Origin of the sequence: Nostoc sp. FACHB-133 (assembly GCF_014698055.1) — a bacterium.
Lineage (GTDB): Bacteria > Cyanobacteriota > Cyanobacteriia > Cyanobacteriales > Nostocaceae > Nostoc.
On record NZ_JACJSH010000028.1, the window covers coordinates 1 to 24,059 of the forward strand.

18 protein-coding genes are annotated in these 24,059 nt (G+C 42.0%); 13 read left to right on the forward strand and 5 right to left on the reverse strand.

Features of this window, described 5'->3' with window-relative positions; all coding sequences use genetic code 11:
• Window positions 1-1,654, reverse strand: a 1,654-nt coding sequence (locus H6G86_RS21820) for a choice-of-anchor D domain-containing protein (RefSeq protein ID WP_190936060.1), incomplete at its 3' end; no start/stop codon positions are given.
• Between the two features lie 1,189 nt (window positions 1,655-2,843).
• On the opposite strand from H6G86_RS21820, the gene rtcA reads away from it, so the two are divergent.
• The 5 genes from rtcA (at window position 2,844) to H6G86_RS21845 (ending at window position 10,149) form a co-directional block, all read left to right on the forward strand.
• The gene (gene rtcA / locus H6G86_RS21825) at window positions 2,844-3,890 is read left to right on the forward strand and encodes an RNA 3'-terminal phosphate cyclase (protein WP_190936061.1); all 1,047 of its coding nucleotides are present in this window, start codon (window positions 2,844-2,846) and stop codon (window positions 3,888-3,890) included.
• A 161-nt stretch (window positions 3,891-4,051) separates the two neighbouring features.
• Entirely contained in the window at window positions 4,052-4,309 is a 258-nt protein-coding gene (locus H6G86_RS21830; RefSeq protein WP_190936062.1) for a hypothetical protein, read from the forward strand.
• Between the two features lie 343 nt (window positions 4,310-4,652).
• Window positions 4,653-5,807 carry an NAD-dependent epimerase/dehydratase family protein gene (locus H6G86_RS21835; RefSeq protein ID WP_190936117.1) on the forward strand — a complete coding sequence of 385 codons (1,155 nt, stop codon included), beginning with the start codon at window positions 4,653-4,655 and terminating at the stop codon, window positions 5,805-5,807.
• Window positions 5,808-6,141: 334 nt separating this feature from the next.
• Window positions 6,142-7,272, forward strand: coding sequence for a glycosyltransferase family 4 protein (locus tag H6G86_RS21840; protein WP_190936063.1), 1,131 nt, complete (start codon window positions 6,142-6,144; stop codon window positions 7,270-7,272).
• A 297-nt stretch (window positions 7,273-7,569) separates the two neighbouring features.
• A complete protein-coding gene (locus H6G86_RS21845; RefSeq protein ID WP_190936064.1) occupies window positions 7,570-10,149 on the forward strand; it encodes a GAF domain-containing protein in 2,580 nt (859 codons plus the stop codon).
• 114 nt (window positions 10,150-10,263) lie between these two features.
• Here the strand turns inward: H6G86_RS21845 and H6G86_RS21850 are convergent, their stop codons facing one another.
• The gene (locus tag H6G86_RS21850) at window positions 10,264-10,539 is read right to left on the reverse strand and encodes a DUF7219 family protein (protein ID WP_114083870.1); all 276 of its coding nucleotides are present in this window, start codon (window positions 10,537-10,539) and stop codon (window positions 10,264-10,266) included.
• A 700-nt stretch (window positions 10,540-11,239) separates the two neighbouring features.
• Here H6G86_RS21850 and purC point away from each other — a divergent pair.
• The 7 genes from purC to dcm all read left to right on the forward strand — a co-directional run bounded on the left by purC (window position 11,240) and on the right by dcm (window position 20,119).
• The gene (gene purC, locus H6G86_RS21855; protein ID WP_190936065.1) at window positions 11,240-11,977 is read left to right on the forward strand and encodes a phosphoribosylaminoimidazolesuccinocarboxamide synthase; all 738 of its coding nucleotides are present in this window, start codon (window positions 11,240-11,242) and stop codon (window positions 11,975-11,977) included.
• A gap of 176 nt (window positions 11,978-12,153) precedes the next feature.
• Window positions 12,154-14,649 carry a BamA/TamA family outer membrane protein gene (locus H6G86_RS21860; protein ID WP_190936066.1) on the forward strand — a complete coding sequence of 832 codons (2,496 nt, stop codon included), beginning with the start codon at window positions 12,154-12,156 and terminating at the stop codon, window positions 14,647-14,649.
• A gap of 214 nt (window positions 14,650-14,863) precedes the next feature.
• A complete protein-coding gene (gene lpxC, locus H6G86_RS21865) occupies window positions 14,864-15,712 on the forward strand; it encodes a UDP-3-O-acyl-N-acetylglucosamine deacetylase (RefSeq protein ID WP_190936067.1) in 849 nt (282 codons plus the stop codon).
• A gap of 98 nt (window positions 15,713-15,810) precedes the next feature.
• Window positions 15,811-16,341 carry a 3-hydroxyacyl-ACP dehydratase FabZ gene (gene fabZ / locus H6G86_RS21870; RefSeq protein WP_190936068.1) on the forward strand — a complete coding sequence of 177 codons (531 nt, stop codon included), beginning with the start codon at window positions 15,811-15,813 and terminating at the stop codon, window positions 16,339-16,341.
• A gap of 305 nt (window positions 16,342-16,646) precedes the next feature.
• A complete protein-coding gene (lpxA, locus tag H6G86_RS21875; RefSeq protein WP_174711967.1) occupies window positions 16,647-17,465 on the forward strand; it encodes an acyl-ACP--UDP-N-acetylglucosamine O-acyltransferase in 819 nt (272 codons plus the stop codon).
• 139 nt (window positions 17,466-17,604) lie between these two features.
• A complete protein-coding gene (gene lpxB, locus H6G86_RS21880) occupies window positions 17,605-18,774 on the forward strand; it encodes a lipid-A-disaccharide synthase (protein WP_190936069.1) in 1,170 nt (389 codons plus the stop codon).
• A 79-nt stretch (window positions 18,775-18,853) separates the two neighbouring features.
• Window positions 18,854-20,119: a DNA cytosine methyltransferase gene (gene dcm / locus H6G86_RS21885; RefSeq protein WP_190936118.1), complete on the forward strand. Its 1,266-nt coding sequence runs from the start codon at window positions 18,854-18,856 to the stop codon at window positions 20,117-20,119.
• Between the two features lie 31 nt (window positions 20,120-20,150).
• Here the strand turns inward: dcm and H6G86_RS21890 are convergent, their stop codons facing one another.
• The 3 genes from H6G86_RS21890 to H6G86_RS21900 all read right to left on the reverse strand — a co-directional run bounded on the left by H6G86_RS21890 (window position 20,151) and on the right by H6G86_RS21900 (window position 23,157).
• Complete coding sequence (locus tag H6G86_RS21890; RefSeq protein ID WP_190936070.1) at window positions 20,151-21,116, reverse strand: aldo/keto reductase; 966 nt, start codon at window positions 21,114-21,116, stop codon at window positions 20,151-20,153.
• 180 nt (window positions 21,117-21,296) lie between these two features.
• Entirely contained in the window at window positions 21,297-22,451 is a 1,155-nt protein-coding gene (locus tag H6G86_RS21895) for a hypothetical protein (protein ID WP_190936071.1), read from the reverse strand.
• A 184-nt stretch (window positions 22,452-22,635) separates the two neighbouring features.
• Window positions 22,636-23,157 carry a hypothetical protein gene (locus tag H6G86_RS21900; protein ID WP_190936072.1) on the reverse strand — a complete coding sequence of 174 codons (522 nt, stop codon included), beginning with the start codon at window positions 23,155-23,157 and terminating at the stop codon, window positions 22,636-22,638.
• Between the two features lie 233 nt (window positions 23,158-23,390).
• Between H6G86_RS21900 and nfi the strand changes: the two genes are divergently transcribed.
• Complete coding sequence (gene nfi, locus H6G86_RS21905) at window positions 23,391-24,056, forward strand: deoxyribonuclease V (protein WP_190936073.1); 666 nt, start codon at window positions 23,391-23,393, stop codon at window positions 24,054-24,056.
• Window positions 24,057-24,059: the final 3 nt, after the last annotated feature.

Below are 24,059 nucleotides of genomic sequence, written 5' to 3' on the forward strand. Positions count from 1 at the left end.
CGCCAAAGTTAATTGCGGTAGTACTGCCATCTGCAATATCAACTGTGCCGTTAAGAACTTGAATTTCGGGAGCCGGAGCGGGTTTAACTATGCCATTAATAACAAAGTCAAAAGAGCTTTCATCACTATCGTTGTTGCCTAAAATCAGAGTGCCACCATAGGTTCCAGGTGTAGTGGTGTTGAGTGCCACTGTGATGGTGGTGGAAGCATTTGCAGCCACACTTGTTGGAAGAGTTCCGACCAAACTAAATCCGTCAGGAAGTTTAAAATTACTGAGGTTGAGTGCAGCTGTACCTGTGTTTTTGATGGTAAAGGTTTTGCTGAGAGTATTGCCAGTAATGACATCGCCAAAGTTAATCGCGGTAGTACTGCCATCTGCAATATCAACTGTGCCGTTAAGAACTTGAATTTCAGGGGTAGCAATGGTGTTGTAGGGGGCTTCGTATGCACCAATATCAATCACTGCCGTGCCATTACCATCGCCATCTTGAGGAGTTTTATTAGTTATACTATTGAAAATATTGGAACCAGCATCGATTGCGGGACTACCAGGTTGGAGACTAAAGTTACCATTGGCTGGATTAACAAACAACGGGTCTTTGTTTAAAATATTCCCTGAACCTGTAACGTTCAAAACTCCGTTGTAAGCAAGGTTATTGTTGAATGTTAGATTAGTAGACTTATTGCTGACAATGAGAGACTCTCCCTTGCTTCCATACAGAATATTGTTATGGACTCGAACATTTTTAGCATAGTTAAGGAAAATTTCTCCGTCTGAAAGTACTTTTGAATTTTGGTAAATTGTATTATTCACAATGTCTACAGGGTTTTCTCCTTTTAAAATCTGAATACCTGCCCCGCCATTGTTGTAAGTTAAGTTGTTGCTGATTAAAGCTTTACCAGTGTAAGCAACATCCCCAACATAAGAAGTGTCAAGCATTATTCCATGACCTTCAGTTATTTTTCCTGCTACCTTCCAAGGAACTAATGATTGATTATCAAAAACAGTATTGCCTTTTATAATTACTTTGTAATCTGTCGTGTTGTTATCGGAATTCCAAAGGTTAAGCATGGTAATACCTTGTGTACCATAAGGTGAGTACCATGCATTTCCAGTAACGACATTATTTTCTACTGTAATGTAGTCTGCTTGTGTTGTTGCAATTCCTCCTCCTGGAAACTTGGAAATATTATTATTACTAATTGTGATATGACTTGAATGTTGATTTGGATTGTCACTGCTGACGGTAACAAAAATACCATTTCCAGATGTTGCTGGATTATTTAAATTGTCTTTTTGGTTAAGTGCATCTTCTAATGTAAGATTGTCCCGATTTCCTACCAATGTTAAGCCTTCAATTGCTATGTAAGTTGAGCCTGTAATTGATATAGCCTGCCAATTTTTTGCGTTTGCTTCTAAAACAGGTGTGTGCCCAGGTAGTGCCTTAAATGTGATTGGTGCATTAGCCGTACCCTGCTTATTTGCAATACTCAGGATATTGGCGTAAGGCGAGGTGTAAGTACCATTCATTACGTAGACTGTATCACCTGCCTTCACCAAGTCAGCAGCTTTTTGGAGGCTGAGAAATGCATCTCCCTGGCTCAAACCATTAGATTTATCATTGCCTGTTCCAGAAACGTAATATGTAGCCATCTGTTTACTCCGAATGAGTGTAGGGGGGAATTGGTAGTACAATTTCAGCAACTTTATTCAGTTGCTAAGTAGTTATTTGAATGAGTAATCTATCTAGACTTTTCAGGACAGTCACAGTTGTTCGATCGCAACTGGAAATCGCGTCGGTTAGAGAAACGCTGTTGTAAAACTGAAAAATTTTCTTCTGTTAACCGTTAATGGTTAAATCGGGAATGTAGATACCGTTGATCGTTAGTGTTTTATTAAGAGTAATCGGACGATTGGCACGTGAATGCGTAGCACAAAGACCGAGATGTTTACTATCTTCTTTGAGCTTATTATTAGACATTATGTAACTGCTAGAGTTGGAGTCGAATTGAATTGTATTTTCATCTGTAGCAGCCGCGATCGCTGCTCTTTATGAGCTAGCTTTACTTATCTGCTATATTCAATACAACGATCATAAATTGGCATAATAATTCCTCTAAACTTTATCCGTTGTCTGAGGTCAGGAGGTTGCTAAATGGGTATGGTAAAATGTACCCCTGGCTGATAACTGGGGACTTAAAGTTATAGTGGTCAAAGTTGAATTGGTTGAAACTTTAGTGAGTTGAACCCTTAACTTAAGGGGACTAATGTAACAACTGAGCCGAACCTGTTCTAAGCGGTGTAACTCAATCCTTGTGAACTTGTTTAAAATTAACCTTTACAAATAGTACTTGGTATCAGTAAATGTCCTGAACATAGTAAGTTTTTTTACAACAAATTCAAAAAAACTATGGAGATGGAATGGTGAAGTCCTGTTAATTTGCAGTGATATGGGAATGAAAAGTGCTTTGTGCGAGGATATGATGAAGTTTGTCTAAATATTCGGCAGGCTACGCTTACACCAAAGAACGATTATCTAGTAAATAGGGTAAATCTTTGTTGTTGCGATCGCACATGAGGGAAGAGGGTTTTTCTAAATCGCCAAATATTAACTAAACTTGCTTATTATTTATAGCGACGATGCCTTTTCTACCGCCTTCGCTGCCCGAATATAGTCTCGATCGCAGTTTCTACTGTTGATAAGTCAAATGACTTGGGTACGATTGATTCATAGTTCTCGTAACGCTGTCATACTTGAGTATTTTTTCTCCTGAGAAGATACCGTTAATGTGAACTCGTTTACTTTTCGGATAACCCAAAATCCAACATCTCCAAATCGCCCATGATTGAAATTGACGGTTCCTACGGAGAGGGAGGCGGACAAGTTCTTCGCACTTCCTTAAGTCTAGCCGCCATCACTGGTGAACCCATACGGATCGCAGGCATTCGCGCTGGACGCAAAAAGCCAGGATTAGCAGCACAACACTTAACAGCCGTTCGGGCTGCGGGTAGAATTTGTAATGCCCAACTACGGGGTGATGCTTTGGGTTCAATGCTGCTGGAATTCATTCCAGGTAGTGCTGTGCAAGCTGGAATTTACACCTTTGATGTGAGTAAAGCACAAGAAGGTGGTTCTGCGGGTGCGATCGCTCTTGTTTTACAGACAATTCTCTTACCTTTAGCACTAGCAACTGGTAATTCTCAGGTAACGCTAAAGGGTGGAACTCATGTAAACTTTAGCCCGACTGTAACCTACATTGAGCAAGTTTATCTGCCAATACTAAAACGTATGGGAGTAGAAGCCCAAGTTAAGTTAGGCGCTTGGGGGTGGTTTCCTCAAGGTGGGGGAGAAATAGAGTTACAGGTGATTGGTGGTACTCAACTCGGCGGGATCAACTTGCTGGAAAGGGGAGAGTTACAACAGGTGCGAGGAATAGCAGCAGTAACGGAACTACCTTCTCATATTCCGCAACGGATGGCGAATCGTGCGGAGAATTTATTACGGGAAGCGCATTTGAAAGTTCGTGTACAGACTTTACGAGAAAAAGGTGTGGCACCTGGAGCAGGTATTTTTTTAACTGCTGAGTATCAGAACAGCTTGACTGGCTTTGGTGGATTCGGGCGTTTGCGGTTGTCGGCGGAGACAGTTGCAGAGATTGCTTGTCACCAACTGCTTGAATTTCATCAAACTGGCGCAGCAGTGGATGAACATTTAGCAGATCAGTTATTATTGCCGGCGACTTTAGCGTCACAAGAAAGTCAGTACCGGGTGGCTGAAGTAAGTAGACATTTGACTACGAATGCCGCAGTCATTGAACAGTTTGGGCTAGCGCAAATTACGGTCAATGAAGCTGAGAAGATAGTGTCTGTAAAGAGTTTGACTAGATGAAAGCAGTGCTATTACTCTAGTAGTGCTTTATAGTACTACTCTAGGAATCAAAATCAATATTGTTATACTTTCTATTTTCAACTAAAAACAGCAATTTTTAGCAGACAAATTGAATAAATCTTAAAAACGGAGCGATAGTAACTGTTAAATACATTTATGGAATGCTCAAGCCATTGGCACGTTTGACAGGAGTAAAAACAGAATTGCCAAAGCTGTTACAAAAAGGTGATGAAAATAGCCTTAAGGAAGCATGTATAGTTGCACAGAGCCACATCGCGGATTTGGAGGAAGCTGTCATCCGTGGAGAGTTTCTGCAAGAGACATACTATTTTGAACCTGAACTCGTAGAGAAAGCTCCACTCTTCACCCCTGAAGAGGAAGAGTTTGCCCGAACTGGTATGTTCACAGAAATTACTTAAACATTAATACAGTAATATATTAGGACTTACGCAAAACTACAGACGGTAGGGGCAATTCATATAGACGCGAAGCGGTGGGCGGGTTCGACATAAAGGAACTGGCGATCGCTTACCCTGTGCGTAGCGCTTATTGCCCCTAGACAGAAAATTAGGGTTTCGGCTCTTGTTTGCGTAAGTCCTACTCCAATTCAATTAAAAAATTTGCATAACCGATAATTTTGTGTCGAAACCTTGTGTTGCAACATCTCTACAGCTCCCTAAATTTACATCTCTCCCAGAATGATGATTGAGAGGGTACAGAAACCTGGTAGATTTAGCTATCAGCGAGTAAAAACTGGTGAAGATGAAAGTCCTGGTTATTGGTGGTGATGGATATTGCGGTTGGGCAACTGCTCTTTACCTTTCCAATCGAGGTTATGAAGTTGGAATTTTAGATAGTTTGGTGCGGCGGCACTGGGATAATGAACTAGGTGTCGAAACTCTCACTCCGATCGCACTAATTCAACAACGTCTCCAGCGCTGGCAAGATTTGACAGGTAAATCTATCGATTTGTTCATCGGCGATATTACAAATTACGAATTTCTTAGCAAAACCTTACATCAATTTCAGCCAAATGCCCTAGTGCATTTTGGTGAACAGCGTTCGGCCCCATTTTCCATGATTGACCGAGAACACGCAGTTCTCACCCAGGTCAATAATGTAGTTGGTACGTTGAACTTGTTGTACGCCATGCGGGAAGATTTCCCGGACTGTCATTTGGTGAAGCTGGGAACGATGGGTGAATACGGTACACCCAACATCGACATCGAAGAAGGGTATATCACCATTGAACACAATGGACGCAAGGATACCCTACCTTATCCCAAGCAGCCTGGTTCGATGTACCATTTAAGCAAAGTTCATGATAGTCATAACATCCACTTTGCTTGCCGGATTTGGGGATTGCGAGCAACTGATTTAAATCAGGGTGTAGTTTATGGTGTCTTAACCGAAGAAACGGGGATGGACGAACTATTGATTAATCGGCTGGATTACGATGGTGTGTTTGGTACAGCACTAAACCGCTTTTGTATTCAAGCAGCAATTGGACATCCCTTAACTGTCTACGGTAAAGGTGGACAAACTCGTGGGTTTTTGGATATTCGGGATACAGTACGATGTGTGGAATTAGCGATCGCTAACCCTGCACAACCTGGTGAATTCCGCGTATTTAACCAATTTACCGAACAATTCAGCGTCGGTGATTTGGCATTGATGGTGAAAAATGCTGGTAACGCTATGGGATTGAAGGTAGAAATCGATCACTTAGATAACCCCAGAGTTGAGAAAGAAGAACATTACTTCAACGCTAAAAACACTAAATTGCTCGATTTAGGTTTACAGCCTCACTTGCTCTCTGATTCTCTACTCGATTCTCTGTTAAACTTTGCTATTAAGTATCAGAAACGAGTCGATCACAAGCAAATTATGCCCAAAGTCTCTTGGCACAGAAATTAGGCAAACCCCAGTAAATCGCGGGTCTAAAATTGGTCGTCATGTCTTAGCACAATATGACGACCAATCAATTATTATTTATCAGGCGCATCATCCAGTTATTAAGCTGTTCTATATTTAAATTCCATAAACTGGGCGCTTATGTTGCCCACCCCACAAGAGTTATGTTTAATTCTATTATGCGAATTAGATTCTTTATAGCTTACTAAATTTTCCGTTTAGCACAGTTATGATAACTGTGCAAAATTGATTGCAGCACACGAGACAGTTTATTCTGTGTTTAATCGCAAAATGCACTCTGAAGCTGAGATTATCTGCCTGTACTGAATAGTTTTTTATGAGAATTGCCCTATTTACTGAAACCTTTTTACCCAAGGTTGACGGCATTGTAACACGCCTGCGCCATACTGTTGACCACCTACAGCGTAGTGGTAATCAAGTGCTGGTGATTGCCCCTGATGGAGGCATCACTGAACACAAAGGCGCTAAGGTTTACGGCATTACTGGCTTTCCTCTGCCATTATATCCAGAATTGAAAATGGCACTTCCTCGCCCAGCCATTGGTTATGCTTTAGAAGAGTTCAAGCCAGATGTTATTCATGTTGTGAACCCAGCAGTTTTAGGTTTAGCTGGCATATTTTACAGCAAAATCCTTAAAATTCCCTTATTAGCCTCTTACCATACCCATTTGCCCCAATATCTTCAACATTACGGCTTGGGGATGCTGGAAGGTTTTCTTTGGGAACTGCTCAAAGGCGCTCATAATCAAGCTGCGTTGAATCTGTGTACTTCCACAGCAATGGTGGAGGAACTGACAGCACATGGGATTGAACGTGTAGATTTATGGCAGCGCGGGGTGGATACAGAATTATTTCACCCCGATTTAGCTAGTGTAGAGATGCGATCGCGTTTATCCCAAAATCATCCAGAAAGCCCATTGCTACTTTACGTTGGGCGACTTTCTGCTGAAAAAGAAATTGAGCGCATCAAACCAATTTTAGAAGCAATTCCCGAAGCGCGATTAGCATTGGTTGGAGATGGCCCACACCGCCAAGCACTGGAAAAACACTTTGCTGGCACAAATACCTATTTTGTTGGATATCTTATGGGACAAGAATTAGGTTCTGCCTTTGCGAGTGCTGATGCCTTTATCTTCCCTTCCCGTACAGAAACACTAGGCTTAGTACTACTAGAAGCGATGGCTGCTGGTTGCCCCGTGGTAGCAGCTCGTTCGGGAGGAATTCCTGATATTGTGACAGATGGGGTAAATGGATATCTTTTTGAGCCAACAGAAGATGTTAAAGGAGCGATCGCTGCTACTGTTCGCCTTTTAGAACAAAAAGAACAACGAGACATCATCCGTCAAAATGCTCGCCAGGAAGCAGAAAGTTGGGGTTGGGCAGCTGCCACCAATCAGCTACAAGATTACTACCAAAAGATAATATTTGCTGAAAAGTTGACAAAATAACAGATAGGGAATTGGGAGATGAGGAGGCAGGGGAAGCAGGGGGAGAAAGAATAACTAATGCCCAATGCCCAAAATCTAAAATTCCAATAACCGAAACAGACTCATGATAAGCTAATCGTCATTTAAATTGCATCATTTTCATGGTAAGAAAAGCTGCAAAACCTCTCCCTTGCTCCCTGCCCCCTGCCCCCCTGCGATTTCAATGTGCTTTCTTATATGCTTAACAGCTTGCAAGCCCATTTCTTTATGGGGATTATTAATTTTGAATTTTGAATTTTTAATTCGGAGCGAAGCGACGTGACACTCCCCAACCCTGGCAGCGTCTTGGCTACATTAACTGAACTAACTCAAGTTAATCGGACTCACGCCTTATTGCGTCGCGTAAAAGATTTATCTGTTAATGAATTTGTTTGCCTACTCGACTTCATAACTGCGGAGTTCCAGCAATTTCTTAGAGCTATTGAACTAATCAATAATGAAGCTCTAGAAACAATGTTAGAGAAGGTACTAGAAGCTATCACACTTAAAATAGGTCAAATTCTGCAAGCAGAACATACAGCCATTTTTTTAGTTGACCATGATAAAGGTCAACTATGGTCAAAAGTTCCTCAAGATAATACCCAAAAATTCTTAGAAATTCGTACTCCTATGACTGTGGGTATCCCCGGTCATGTTGCCAGTACAGGTCAATATTTAAATATATCTGAAACTTATACTCATCCTTTATTTAGCCCAGAACTTGAAAAACAAATGGGCTACAAAATCCATAATATTTTATGTATGCCTGTTATCAGCAGCAAAAACCAAATTGTTGCAGTAGTTCAACTGGCTAATAAAACCGGGAATGTTCCGTTTAATCATGATGATGAAGAACGTTTTCGAGACTTTGCCGCTTCTATTGGGATTATTCTGGAAAGCTGCCAATCTTTTTATGTAGCCGCTCGGAATCAACGAGGCGCAACGGCTTTGTTAAGGGCAACTCAGACATTGGGGCAAAGTCTCGATTTAGAAGCAACTTTGCAAATAGTCATGGAACAAGCTCGAATTTTAATGCAAGCAGACCGCAGCACGCTGTTTTTATATCGTAAAGAGATGAGCGAACTCTGGACAAAAGTTGCGGCGGCAGCAGATGGCACAAACTTGCTAGAAATTCGTATTCCAGCTAACCGAGGCATTGCTGGCTATGTGGCTTCTACTGGTCAAGCCTTAAATATTTCCGATGCCTACAAAGACCCCCGATTTGACCCAAGTACAGATAGAAAAACTGGTTATGTGACTCGCAATATTCTATGTTTACCAGTATTTAATTCTGCAAATGAATTAATTGGCGTAACCCAATTAATTAATAAGCAACAAAACAGTTTTACTGCTTCTGATGAAGAGTTTATGCGGGCTTTTAATATTCAGGCAGGAATCGCCTTAGAAAATGCTCGTCTATTTGAAAATGTATTGTTAGAAAAACAGTATCAAAAAGACATTTTGCAAAGTCTTTCAGATGCGGTGATTTCTACAGATATGGCAGGTAGAATTGTCACAATTAATGATGCAGCTCTGGAGTTATTGGGTTGTCCTGTAAAAAACACTAATACCAAAAGTAACAAGCTTTTGTGGGAACAAAATTTGATTGGTCGCTTAGTTTGGGAAGTTGTGCCGATTGAAAATCTCCAAATGCGACTCGAAGATAGTTTAAAAACTGGAGCTAAACATTATGTACCAGAGCAAACTTTGATGGTGGGAATTTATCAAGTTAAAAATGCTGTTAACGGTAGCGGGACGTTTAGCACTCAGTACTCAATTTTAGCAATGTGCGATCGCACTAACCCCAATGTGTTCATTCCCTGGAATCTCCCCCTTACACCCGAATCTGAGTTTTTTAGCCCTGATGAGGTGCAAACATTAGAACGCAGTACAAATCTCACTGTCAATCCCCTAACTAACCCAGAAGGCGGCGTTCGGGGTGGTTTGGTGGTGTTGGAAGACATCAGCCAGGAAAAACGGATGAAAACTACCATGTCTCGCTACCTAACGCCTCATGTAGCCGAACAAGTCATGGCTCTGGGAGAAGATGCTTTAATGGTGGGTGAGCGTAAAGATGTAACCATCTTGTTTTCTGATATCCGAGGCTACACAACACTTACAGAAAATATCGGTGCAGCTGAAGTATTATCCTTGCTCAATCAGTATTTTGAAACGATGGTGGAGGCGGTTTTTAACTACGAAGGCACGCTCGATAAATTTATTGGTGATGCGTTAATGGCGGTATTTGGTGCGCCGCTACCTCTGACAGAAAATCATGCTTGGAGAGCTGTGCAGTCAGCGTTAGATATGCGACAACGCTTAGAGGAATTTAACCAACGGCGAATTATCCAGGCACAGCCACAAATTCATATTGGCATTGGCATTAGTTCTGGAGAAGTGGTTTCGGGTAATATTGGTTCCCGTAAACGGATGGATTATACCGTAATTGGAGACAGTGTAAACTTGAGTTCGCGCTTGGAAGCGGTAACTAAAGAATACGGTTGTGATATTATTTTAAGCGAATTTACTTACCAGATGTGCAGCGATCGCATTTGGGTGCGCCAGTTAGATAAAATTAGAGTCAAAGGGAAACACCAAGCAATTAATATCTACGAGTTAATTGGCGATCGCAACACCCCTCTAGATGCCAACACCCAAGAGTTTTTGTATCACTATCATACTGGACGCGCTGCTTATTTATCGCGCGACTTCTCAGAAGCGATCGCTTGTTTTAAAGCCGCCAAATACATCCAACCCAAAGACCAAGGTGTTGATATCCACCTAGAACGTGCGCGTAATTATTTACAAAATCCGCCCCCGGAGTCATGGGATGGGATTTGGACAATGCTTACTAAGTAGTTATGGGGCATTGGGAATTGGGCATTGGGAATTGGGCATGGGTTATTAATTCTTCTCCCCCTGCTCCCTGTCCCCTTGTCCCCTTGTCCCCTTGTCCACCTGCCCTCCGCCTCCTCAACCTTCAACCTCCCCCTGGTCATCCTGAAACGGATCTTCACCAATTCGCAGTTCTTTCTTTGAGTGTTTCAACTGTTTCCATAGATCCCTTATTTGTTTGTAAGCTTCACCTGGAGGGAGCTTTCCACCTGTTTCTAAGTTGCAAATGTAGCTTACACGTTGGGCAAATTCCTGTAGATTCGCATTAAAAACTAGGTTTTCTGGCTTTACTTGACCGTAGTAGCGACCACGAGGGTAGAGAAAATCATCCTTATTCACTATTTTGTTCTCCATTTATTAATTCACCTTCTATTTGAATGTCTGAAGCGAAATCACTAGCTACCTTAATCTTTACTTTCGTCAGACTGGGAAAAAGCAAACCATCTAACTTTTTTTCCAATTGGTTATGCAGGAATTACTTGATTCAGATTATGAGACTAGAAGATAAAGCTTGAAATGCTTTTGTTTGTTGTAAATGTTACAGAAAAATGTCTGTTAAAGTAACTGCTGCTAAAATAACTAGAGAGAATATTTGATTTTCCTCCCGGCCTTCAATTGATCTCATCTTAATTTATGAAGTTCAAATTGTAATTAACTTCAGTCCAAACCCTGAATTAAAAACTATTAAAACATATAAGTATATCTCACTAAAGCAGTTTTGCAAGAATAGTTACGTTCTAAACGGTGATACTACTGACAAGACGATACTAGAACCAGAGCCACTTGTCCTCTGTTAAAAGTTAGAGATTCAATTGTTAATATTTAGCAACTGGCTAATGAGGGCATTGAGTATTGAAAAGATATGGAGGGGCGGAGTGCTGCTCTTGCTGAGGGCAAAATTCTCCCTTGTATACCTCATACTTTTCTGCTAAATTCTCCGCATCCTTACATCCTCTTCAAAAATCACCGATGGCTAATAGTTAATAACTAAAGATAAAATGGTTAAGCCCGAAAGGACAAAAATCGTCCATCGCCTAGAACTTTAACTGCCACCATGTCTGTGAATTCCAAGTTATACGAAGGCAAAGCAAAAATTCTCTATACAACGGACGATCCGGAAGTCTTGTTGGCTGATTTTAAGGACGATGCCACGGCGTTTAACGCCCAAAAACGTGGCAGTATCCAAGGAAAGGGAAAAATAAATTGTAGCATTTCCAGCCATCTTTTTAAACAGTTAGAGGCTTATGGTATAAAGACTCACTTTATCGACAGCCCTACCCCGAATCAGATGCTGGTAAAGGCAGTTAAAATTTTACCCTTAGAAGTAGTTATCAGAAATATTGCAGCTGGCAGTCTGTGTCAACAAACAGGCTTGCCAGTGGGTACAATTCTGAAACAGCCTTTGGTTGAGTTTTATTACAAAAACGATCACTTAGGAGATCCTTTGCTCACACGCGATCGCCTTTACCTGCTAGAACTAGCTACTGCGGAACAAGTAGATGCAATTACACATCTAGCATTGAAAATCAATGAATTTCTCAACAAATTTTGGCAGCAATGCGGCATTACCCTAGTAGACTTCAAGCTAGAGTTTGGTTTGGACTCACAACAGCAGTTGCTCTTGGCAGACGAAATTAGCCCCGACACCTGTCGTTTGTGGGATACCACAGAAGAGGACTCAAATCGCCGGGTAATGGACAAAGACCGCTTTCGCCGAGACTTAGGAAATGTAGAGGATGCTTACCAGGAGGTTTTACAAAGAGTGCTAAAAGCAGTAGAAACTACAACTTAAACAGGTAAAAACCAAAAGGTCAGAAGGAATTATATTTAACTTTTGCCTTTTGCCTTTTGCCTTGTAAAGTAAAAAAGCAAAAGAAAAAAATTATATTTTGAATTTTACCTTTGGCATGAGGGCATTATTGCCTTGTGATCGTGTGTGTGTGGTCGTGAAGAGGAATCATAAGTAAAATGCGTTTATCTCCCGTATTGCTGGCAGCAATAGCAATTACAGTCCCTTTGGGCGGCTCATTGAGTGCAAAAGCAGAAACTGCCAAAACTTCAAAACAGACAACAGAAGTTTTGACACTAGAAACAAATCAGCAGCCAGAAAAGGACACTAGTCAGCTTGACTCTATTAAAAATCTCAAATCTCGATCTAATCTCACAGGGATTATAGAGGCACAGAAATCTCGGATTGTCGCAGTTTACCCTGCTAATCCGACACCAGGGGTAATAGTGCCAACCTCCACAACGCCAAAAACTGCACAACAAACCCCTCAAATCAATCCCAGCCCAACTCAACAGCCCTCTCCAGCCCCAGACATCCCAACGCCAGAAATTCAACAATCAACGCCTTCCCCAACTCCTGAGACGACTCCAGTCCCAGAGAACGTCAATCCACCGACAACAGAACCTTTATTACCTACAACTCCAGAACCATCTACCGCTCCAGACGTTCCATTTCCAGATGGTCAACAACGAACACCTGCTCCAAGACCAGGTGCTACACCCAGTCCGCAGAATGTTAACCCGCCGACAACTCCAGAAAGTACTCAACCCAACACAGCCCCAGAAGCCAATGACCCCCGCGTACTGGTGTCGGAAGTACTCATTAGATCCCAGTCTGGGCAACTATCACCAGAACTGGAAGAACAAGTTTACAGGGTAATTCGTACCCAACCAGGACGAACAACAACTCGCAGCCAATTGCAAGAAGATATTAACGCCATCTTTGGTACTGGCTTCTTCTCCAATGTCCAAGCATCGCCAGAAGATACCCCTTTGGGAGTGCGGGTGAGCTTTGTTGTACAGCCTAACCCCGTCCTGAGCAAAGTAGAAGTGCAAGCCAATCCTGGCACTGGTGTTCCCTCTGTACTCCCACCTACTACTGTGGATGAAGTATTTAAGGAGCAGTATGGCAAAATCCTCAACTTGCGTGACTTGCAAGAAGGCATCAAGCAGTTAAACAAGCGGTATCAAGACCAAGGTTATGTTCTAGCCAACGTCATTGGAGCGCCCCAAGTTTCTGAAAACGGAGTTGTTACTTTACAAGTAGCAGAAGGTGTTGTAGAGAATATTAGAGTCCGGTTCCGCAATAAAGATGGTCAAGAGACAGACGAGAAGGGACAACCAATTCGCGGACGGACACAAGATTACATCATTACCCGAGAATTGGAGTTGAAGCCAGGGCAAACATTCAACCGCAACACGGTGCAAAAAGACCTACAGCGCGTGTACGGACTAGGACTATTTGAAGATGTGAATGTCTCCCTAGACCCTGGTACTGACCCCAGCAAGGTGGATGTAGTCGTGAATGTAGCGGAACGTAGTAGTGGTTCTATTGCGGCTGGGGCAGGGATTAGTTCTGCTAGCGGACTTTTTGGAACAGTTAGCTATCAACAGCAAAACCTGAACGGTAGAAACCAAAAACTGGGCGCAGAAGTGCAGGTGGGAGAACGAGAACTGTTATTTGACGTGCGATATACAGACCCTTGGATTGCGGGAGATCCTTACCGGACTTCCTACACAACCAATCTTTTTCGCCGCAGTTCCATTTCCTTGATTTTTGATGGCAAAGATGAAGATATTAGGACTTTTGACCCAAATAATCCCAGTAATACAGATTCTCAGGATCGCCCCCGCATTCTCCGTCTAGGTGGCGGTGTCACCTTTACCCGTCCTCTTTCCAGCAATCCTTACAAAACTTCCGTTTGGACTGCATCAGCAGGTTTACAGTATCAACGGGTTTCCGCCCGTGATGCCGATGGCAATCTCAGAAAAACAGGAGCGGTATTCAATGATAATGGAGTTCCGCTCGACGAGAATGGAAACCCCACCGCCAATGGTCAACCAATCTCAGTTCCACTGACCGAATCTCCGGGAGGTGAAGACGATTTACTACTGCTGCAACTGGGGGCACAGCGCGATCTCCGTAATAACCCATTGCAACCCACTAGCGGTTCTTATCTTCGCTTCGGGGTTGATCAGTCGGTTCCCATCGGACTAGGAAACATTCTTCTCACCAGAGTGCGGGGTAGCTACAGCCAATATTTACCCATTAAGCTGATTAACCTTACCAAGGGGGCGCAAACCTTAGCATTTAACCTGCAAGCAGGAACCATCCTTGGTGACTTGCCCCCCTACGAAGCCTTTACTCTTGGGGGTAGCAACTCCGTCCGGGGTTACGAAGAAGGAGCATTAGGTAGTGGACGCTCTTACGTGCAAGCATCAGTTGAATATCGGTTCCCAGTTTTTTCAGTAGTCAGTGGCGCACTATTTTTTGATCTCGGCAGCGATTTGGGAACCAGTACCAGGGCGGCTGAAGTATTGAACAAAAATGGTAGTGGCTACGGTTATGGTCTTGGCGTTCGCGTCCAGTCTCCACTGGGGCCAATTCGTATTGACTACGGTGTCAACGATGACGGAGATAGTCGGATTAATTTCGGTATTGGCGAAAGGTTTTAGTTTGTCATTAGTCATTAGTCACTTGTACTGAGCGAAGCCGAAGTATTGGTCATTAGTGAATCACAAAGGACAAATGACAATTAGCTTGCTAATTTTGACATTTACCTCAATACTGTTCCGATAAAGGGATTAATGACTTTTTTAGGGGAATATCAGGGACTTTACCAAAACAGACGATGAACAATACTAAACAAAATATATTGACTTTTTGGCTATGCAACAGCACACTCTAGCAGCCGAAATCACCCAAGTAGGGGTGGGATTGCATAGCGGTGTGAATACCCAGGTGCGGATACTACCAGCTGAAACGGGAAGTGGACGCTACTTTGTGCGGGTGGATTTACCGGATTTACCGATTATTCCAGCCCAAGTTGCGGCAGTTAGTCACACTGTTCTCTCAACTCAGTTGGGGAAGGGTGAGGTATATGTTCGCACAGTAGAACATTTGTTGGCAGCACTTTCGGGTATGGGTGTGGATAATGCCCGGATTGAAATTGATGGGCCAGAAGTCCCGCTTTTGGATGGTTCCGCAAGTGTGTGGGCAGCCAATATTGCCCAAGTGGGCCTAGTATCACAACCCGTTAACAACCAATTTCCTTTGACTGTTACAGAACCAATATGGGTTTATCAAGGGGATGCCTTTGTATGTGCCCTCCCAGCACCAGAAACTCGTTTTAGTTACGGTATTGATTTTGACCTGCCCGCCATTGGTAATCAATGGTATAGTTGGTCACTAACCACTGAACTAGAAAAAGCTTCTGCTAGCTTTGCTGCCGAAATTGCTCCTGCCCGTACTTTTGGGTTACTGCATCAAATTGAACACTTACAAAAAACTGGGTTAATTAAAGGTGGTAGTTTAGATAATGCACTTGTTTGCGGGCCAGAAGGGTGGCTAAACCCCCCACTGAAATTTGCAAATGAACCAGTCCGTCATAAAATCTTGGATTTAGTCGGAGATTTGAGTTTACTAGGAACTTTTCCTCAAGCTCATTTCTTAGCGTATAAAGCCAGCCATAATTTACACATTCAACTGGCTCAGAAAATTTTAGATTTTGGATTTTAGATTTTGAATTTACTCTAAAGCTTAAAATCCCGGATTATTAAGGTTTCGATCTGCGCTTGCCTGCTAAACTTTCAGATGAAAAATTAACTATAGGGCCAATGTCAATCCTCACTGAAGTGAATACTATCGATCCAACTACATCTACATCTACCGAACTACAGGGTATAAATGAGACTGCGATCGCCCCTGAAATTAAAACAACTTTCACATCTGAAGAAATTCAAAAATTATTACCCCACCGCTACCCATTTTTACTTGTAGACAAAATAATTGACTACGTTCCAGGTAAAAAAGCTGTTGGCGTTAAAAATGTTACTATCAACGAAAACTATTTCCAAGGACATTTCCCCGGCCGTCCACTGATGCCAGGGGTGCTAATTGTCGAAGCAATGGCACAAGTTGGGGGCATTGTTCTCACTCAAATGTCTTCGGTAGAAGGCGGGCTATTTGTTTTCGCTGGTATCGATAAAGTTCGCTTTCGCCGCCAGGTCGTACCGGGGGATCAACTAGTCATGACAGTGGAACTGTTATGGGTAAAACAACGTCGTTTCGGTAAGATGCAAGGTCGTGCCGAAGTTGACGGTCAACTTGCTTGTGAAGGGGAATTAATGTTTTCTCTAGTCAACTAAAAGTTTGCTTTCGTGGTGTGGGCATAGCCGTGAAATGCCCTTACTGAATCCTACCAAAGGATAAAAGTAAAAAAAATCCACCATAGCATCTGATAATTTCTTGATTTTCCACGCCCTCTCGACGAAATGCTACTCGAACACACTTAACTTGCTTTGCCCGACACTTTCGTTCACTGAAATACTTCACGCTCTACCAGTCGCCTTGATGGGGCGGTAGTTTGTATAAATCTCTTAACCAGATTAACACGCTGCCTTAGAAACCCTATCTGGCGCTGACTTATCAAGACAGTTCTGGAGATTCACCCTTGAAAACGCTAATTCATCCAACTGCTGTAATTCATCCGAAATCGGAACTCCACCATACAGTGCAAGTCGGTGCCTATGCTGTGATTGGAGCGCATGTCAAAGTGGGCCCTGAAACAATAATCGGCGCTCATGCTGTGTTAGAGGGGCCTTGTGAGATTGGGGCGCAAAATCAGATTTTTACAGGTGCAGCCATCGGTATGGAACCCCAGGATCTCAAGTTTGTGGGAGAACCAACTTGGGTCAAAATTGGTGATAACAACTTAATTCGTGAGTACGTTACTATTAACCGCGCTACTGGTGCTGGTGAAGCAACAGTAATTGGCGATGGTAACTTGCTGATGGCTTATGTCCATGTGGCTCATAACTGCGTAATTGAAGACCAGGTAGTGATTGCCAACTCTGTAGCCTTGGCGGGTCATGTGCATATTGAATCACGCGCCAGGCTGAGTGGGGTTTTAGGTGTCCATCAATTTGTGCGTATTGGTAGACACGCAATGGTGGGAGGTATGGCACGTATTGACCGAGATGTAGCCCCATATATGCTAGTAGAGGGAAATCCGGCGCGAGTGCGAACCCTCAACCTTGTGGGACTCAAACGGTCTGGTATGGACTCAGCAGATTTGCTTGCGCTGAAAAAAGCCTTCCGCATTCTCTACCGTTCTGATTTGTCCTTTAAGGATGCCTTGGAAAAACTGGAACTTTTAGGGGATAGCGAACAATTACAACATCTGCGTCGCTTCCTGCTACTTTCTCAGATGCCAGGTAGACGTGGTTTGATTCCCGGTAAAGGGAAAAAAAGCACGAGTGATGAATCGTGAATTATGAGTTAGGAGAGACGCGATTAATCGCGTCTCTACAGGAGTTATGAATTGATGAATTAAATTTTTAACTCCGCATTCCTAAGTATTCACTGCTAACTATTCATTCCTTAGTTTTTACTAATTACCTAATTATCAAATGCGGATTTTTATCAGCACTGGCGAAGTATCCGGCGATTTACAAGGGTCGCTGCTAATTACAGCGCTGAAGCGTCAAGCTATGGCGATTGGGTTGAAATTAGAGATTGTGGCGCTGGGTGGCGAAAAAATGGTGGAGGCTGGGGCAATTCTGCTGGGCAATACTAGTAGTATTGGCTCAATGGGTATTCTAGAAGGGTTGCCTTATATTCTACCTACTCTCCAGGTACAACGTCAGGCGATCGCTTCCCTAAAACAAAATCCACCAGATTTAGTAGTGCTGATCGATTATATGACTCCCAATCTGGAAATTGGGACTTATATGAAACAGCAGTTACCAGATGTGCCTGTGGTGTATTACATTGCTCCCCAAGAGTGGGCTTGGTCATTAAGTTTGCGTAGAACTAACCGGATTGTTGGTTTTACAGATAAGTTGTTGGCAATTTTCCCACAAGAAGCCCGTTTTTTTCGTGAGCAAGGGGCAAAAGTTACTTGGGTAGGGCATCCTTTGATTGACCGAATGCAAGACGCTCCCAGTCGCCAAGCAGCGCGTGCAACACTGGGGATTGCGCCAGAACAAATTGCGATCGCACTTCTCCCCGCCTCTCGCCGCCAAGAATTAAAATATCTTTTACCAATTATTTTTCAAGCTGCCCAAACTATTCAAGCTAAATTACCCGAAGTTCATTTCTGGATTCCCCTATCTTTGGAAGTCTATAGACAGCCAATTGAGGAGGCTATCAGGCGTTACGGTTTACGGGCGACAGTTCTATCAGGTCAACAAATGGAAGTTTTTGCTGCGGCTGATTTAGCCATTAGTAAATCTGGTACTGTCAATTTAGAACTTGCTCTGTTAAATGTGCCCCAAGTTGTAGTTTACCGCCTCAGTCGCCTGACTGCTTGGATAGCTCGTAAAATCCTCAAAGGTTCTATCGCCTTTGCATCGCCACCAAACTTAGTTGTGATGAAGCCGATTGTGCCAGAATTTTTACAAGAGCAAGCCACAGCAGAGAATATTATCCAAGCCGCGATGGAACTACTACTCAATCCCAGTCGCAGAGAGCAAACTTTGCTAGATTATGAAGAAATGCGGCAAAGTTTAGGAGAAGTTGGAGTGTGCGATCGCGCTGCTCAAGAAATTTTGCAAATGGTGGCGGGGAGTGGGGGATGAGGAAGACAAGGGAGATAAGAGAATACCATACCCAATGCCCCATGCCCAATGCCCAATGCCCAATCTTTTTAGAGGTGTCATGGCTTATGAGATGAGAAAACAAAGAGCGATCGCAGTTGATTTGTTCGCTGGCGCGGGTGGTATGACTCTTGGCTTTGAACAAGCTGGTTTTGACGTGCTAGCGTCTGTAGAAATCGACCCTATCCACTGTGCAACACATGAGTTTAACTTTCCTTATTGCTCAGTGTTATGTCAAAGTGTTGTGGATACAACCGGTGAAGAAATTAGGAGTCGGTCTAAAATTGGCGATCGCGAAATTGATGTGGTAATTTGTGGTTCACCATGTCAAGGATTTTCTCTAATTGGTAAACGGGTTGTTGATGATCCGCGAAATTCTTTAGTGTTTCACTTTCATCGCCTGGTTTTTGAGCTAAAACCGAAATTCTTTGTAATGGAAAATGTTCGAGGGATAACGGTTGGCGAACATAAAAAAATTCTCCAATCTTTAATTAGTGAGTTTAAAATTTACGGCTATAAAGTAGAAGAAAATTACCAAATTCTCAATGCTGCAAATTACGGAGTACCACAGTCACGTGAGAGATTATTTCTTATAGGTGCAAGGGAGGATGTAGAATTACCGAAATATCCTCAGCCGATTACTAAACCAGCCTTACCAAATAATTTAACTTCTAAAAAAATATCTGATATCCCCTTGAGTCCTACAGTCTGGGATGCGATTAAAGATTTACCCGAAATAGAAAACTATCCTGAGTTAGTAACAAGAGATTGGGTTGTTGGAGAATACGAAAAGCCTAGTAACTATGCTCGTGTACTTCGCGGTCTTAAATGCCTAAAAAATGATTATTCTTATAAACGTGAATATGATTTGCGAATCCTTTCTTCAAGTATAAGAACAAAACATTCTGCGGAAACTGTTCAACGTTTTCAGGAAACTGAACAAGGTGAAAGAGAAAAAATTAGTCGTTTTCATAAGCTACATCCTGGTGGTGTCTGCAATACTTTAAGAGCCGGAACAGACAAATATAGGGGTTCTTTCACATCTCCTAGACCGATTCATCCATTTACGCCTCGTTGTATTACAGTCAGGGAAGCGGCGAGATTACATTCTTACCCCGATTGGTTTAGATTTCATGTAACCAAATGGCACGGATTTCGGCAAGTTGGTAACTCTGTACCACCGCTACTAGCCAAAGCTGTAGCGAGTGAAATTATTCGTAGTTTGAATATTTCGCCTTTTAAGCCGAGGTTGCGATACAAGTTGGGAGACGAGAAGCTACTACAGTTTAAGATGTCGCAAGCGGAACAATATTATCAGCGTGAGTAATAATACACTTTGTAATATGTGCAAGGTTCGGCTAAGTCCAAGTACGGAAGAATGTACTATCTTCCCAGATATTAGCAGCCGCAAGTGCGATCGCTGTCAATTCTTCCTTTTTGAGAGGCACAAAAGCCCGCGCGATCTTGACATTGCTCTCTAATTGTGCAATAGTTTCTGCTGCAATTACACAACAATGAACTCCAGGCTGAGACATTGTGTAACCTAAAGCTTGCTCCATACCCGTCAGTCCACCTGGTTTAAATAGCCGACCATAAGCCGGAACTTTCATCGCAATCACACCGACATTTTTTTCTTGAGCAACTGGTAGAACCACCTGGATAAATGGACGTGGGTGGTGTTGGTCGGCGGCATTCACAGGTATGAGTGTAGTGTGGAAAGGATAGCGACGTAAGCCTTCGGCAATCACTTGAGGGTCGTGATGTCCGGTAATACCTGCGAAGCGCACCAGTTTTTGTTCTATGGCTTCTTCTAAAGCTTTAATTGCGCCAGATGGACTAAAAATGGTGTCGAGTTCTTCAGAAAAAGAAACATGATGCAACTGCCACAAATCGAGATAATCTGTATTGAGACGTTTTAGCGATCGCTCCAATTCTCGCCAGGCTCCATCCCGATCTCTTTGATCAGTCTTGCTTGCTAGAAATATGTTTGAGCGATGGGGTGGTAGCACTTTGCCTAAATAATCTTCACTCGGCCCATAACTAGCCGCCGTATCAAAGTAGCGAATGCCAAGTTCCAGCGCTTTTTGAATAATTGCCGCAGCATCATCCTCTTTTCCTTCCCAGGATAGTGGCGTTTGTCCTGCTCCTCCTAACCCGAAGATAGGCAGATTTACTTCCGTGCGTCCCAGCATCCGTTCTGGCATAGTTGCTGGCGGTGTTGCGGTGTTGTTAGTATTTTGCTGCAAGGCATTAGTTGCCACAATCCCTCCAGTCAAAGCAATGCTGGTTATTAGGAAATTACGTCGCGTCTTTCCTTCTGTCATGATTGGCTTCGTGGGAAAGTACTCTTCTTCTCAAATTTTAGCTAGGGATAATTAACTGGATATCCTTCTGAAGCATAGAGCCTTCGCATTTCATCAGGATAGGTAAAGATAAGAGCGATGTCTACGAAGGTCTACGCCTACACACTGCTTTTTCTAGTTTAGCTTTGAGGTGCGATCGCATTACTTACTACCGACGGCATTTTTCTGAGCGTAGTTGATATTTTTCTGATACTCTATGATTTTTTGTTGAGCGATTGCATAATTTGGGCTGGAAGATGGCACAGTTTTCATAAGTGCGATCGCAGCTTCCCACTGACTCACAACTGTCTTCCACTCATCTGGAGATTTTGCTGATTGAGTAAGGTTAGCTGCATTAATTGCTTTACTTACTGCCTCTCGAAATGTATCAGTTTGAAGTAACACAGTTGGAGATTCTGAAATGACTGGTGAGGGTGTAACTAATGTAGAATTTGATGGTATTTGTGTGTAGGTTTTAGATGTTAGAGGAAATATTTCTCCAAATTTTAAAGATAAAAATATTCCTACAGCAATTGAAAATACCAAAAAAACGAACACCCAATTTTTTTTGAAATTACGATATTTATACTGAGTCTTAATGATTGGAATTTCTTTATCATTCGATAAAATATTGGATGTCATTTTGTGTAAACCCATTTCCCCGCGCAATCTATTAAGTTCTTGATCTTTATTTAAATCAGTCTTAGATTTAGTTGCATCTGTTTCTTTAGTGCCAGAGTAAGCAGATATTATTCGCTGTCTTACCAAATGTTCAATTTGATAAGTTAATGCTCCAGCAGAAATATAAAACAGCCCAAATATTAGTATTATATTCTTTTCAACTTCTGTATATGATTCAACTGGCTTAGTGTAGCTAATATTAAATAATGGCGAAATCATTGTGCAAAAAAAAGCTGCTATCAGTGTAGAAATTGCAATTACAAGCCAAGCATACAATCCTTCCCAGCAACTCATTATTCCTGGAAATAACCCTTTGATTCTACCTATTTCTGGTGCTTGAATTTCTGATATAAACCGGCTAATAAGTAGGTGTAATAAGTGATGAGTAAAAGAAATTGTAGGAATAGGAGATAGGATTAACAGTATTGTCAACATAAAAAATAATTCGGGACTTTTTGCCAAATATGTAATTTGGTAGCCTACTTTTCCTGGATTAGTGAGTAAAAATATAATAAAGCTCAACAATAGATTCAAAATTAATGCTTTTAACCAAGAAGTAGGATAAGGAAACCATAAAGGCCAGTAAAACTTTTGTAACTTTTGCTTAGTAACTTCCTGAATATTGGGATTTTTCATAATTAACAAATACGAAAATCGGATAAATTATCGTCTATATTAGGATTCCCCATATACAGACAAAAGCAACATTTACAAAATTTTTAGAGCTATATATTTAAAATTTCCTTGATTTATTAGATTTTTGGCAGAAGCCCCTAATTTAGAATCTTTCTCTGCACCTATACATGAGGCAAATTAGATATTAACGTTCCTTTGTAATTACAGAGCTACCATTACTAATACTTACTTTTTGAATAAAAATATCAGTACAAGATGATAAAATATCAGAGCTTATTTTATTAGCAATAGATTCAAAATCTTGGTTTGTTAATCCCCGTGCTGTATCGCCACTTAAGTTAATAAAAATAGTTAGAAGTTGAGGTTCACTAGAAGACTCTTCATTATCTACTGCTTCTAGTTCATCTTCTACTATACCTAGATTAAACTCCTTACTCCAAGCTGGAAACTTCTTACCCGTTTGTTGTCCGTAAATTTTCACGCTTTCAATAGATGCAGCCCCTAAACCAGTTAAACCTTTGCGAATAAATGCAACTAAAATTTGCTGATTTGGTACTTGGGCAGATTCTAGTGTTACCTCTAACCAAGCATCTTTAAAGGCAACTTTTGCAGTGATCCCTTTGGGGTGTAAGTGGCGGTTCATTAGAGATGCGATCGCATCTACATCTCCCTGTTTTGCAAGTTCCAGAATATTCGGCTGTGTCATAACCACTAAAAGAGAAAGTCTAGGAAAATAAACTTATATTCTTAGAATTCCCTCTTAACAGCCTTAAGTAACATTATGATGCAAAATATCAACTAACTTAGGTTAAAATATTTAGTATAAAGATAGTCTTTCACAGACTTTTGTAAAAAATATATTTCCCTGGATAAACATCGGTTTTTGCCCTTGCCAAATTAACAGGATTAATATTAATCAATTAAATTCCCATTTTCAATATGAAGTTTTATCGAGATCATGCTTGGCCTTCAACGCTGGAAGAAGCCATAGTTATCCAAGAAAAGCTGCGAGATCAAGTAATTACTGAGGATCAACTAGAAGAACCGATCCAGTACGTTGCTGGAGTGGATATGGGTTTTGAAGCTGATGGAACCATTAGCCGTGCAGCTGTCGCAGTACTGAGTTTTCCTGATTTACAAGTAATTGAGACGAGCCTAGCACACCGTCCTACTACCTTTCCTTATGTTCCTGGGTTCCTCTCATTTCGGGAAATTCCAGCTGTTCTCGATGCCTTGGAGAAAATTCAAACAACACCAGGTATTATCCTGTGTGATGGTCAAGGAATTGCTCATCCCCGCAGATTAGGTATAGCTAGCCATTTAGGGTTACTTATAGATATGCCAACAATTGGTGTAGCTAAGTCCAGGTTGGTAGGTAAGTATGAGGAATTGCCAGAAGCCAAAGGCAGCACGCAACCACTGATATATAAGGATGAAACCGTTGGGGCTGTTTTGCGATCGCGCACCGGGGTAAAACCTCTCTACATCTCCAGTGGCCATAGAATTAGTTTACCGACAGCGATTGACTATGTATTACGCTGTACGCCCAAATATCGACTGCCAGAAACTACACGTATTGCTGATAAATTAGCGTCGGATAGATAAAGC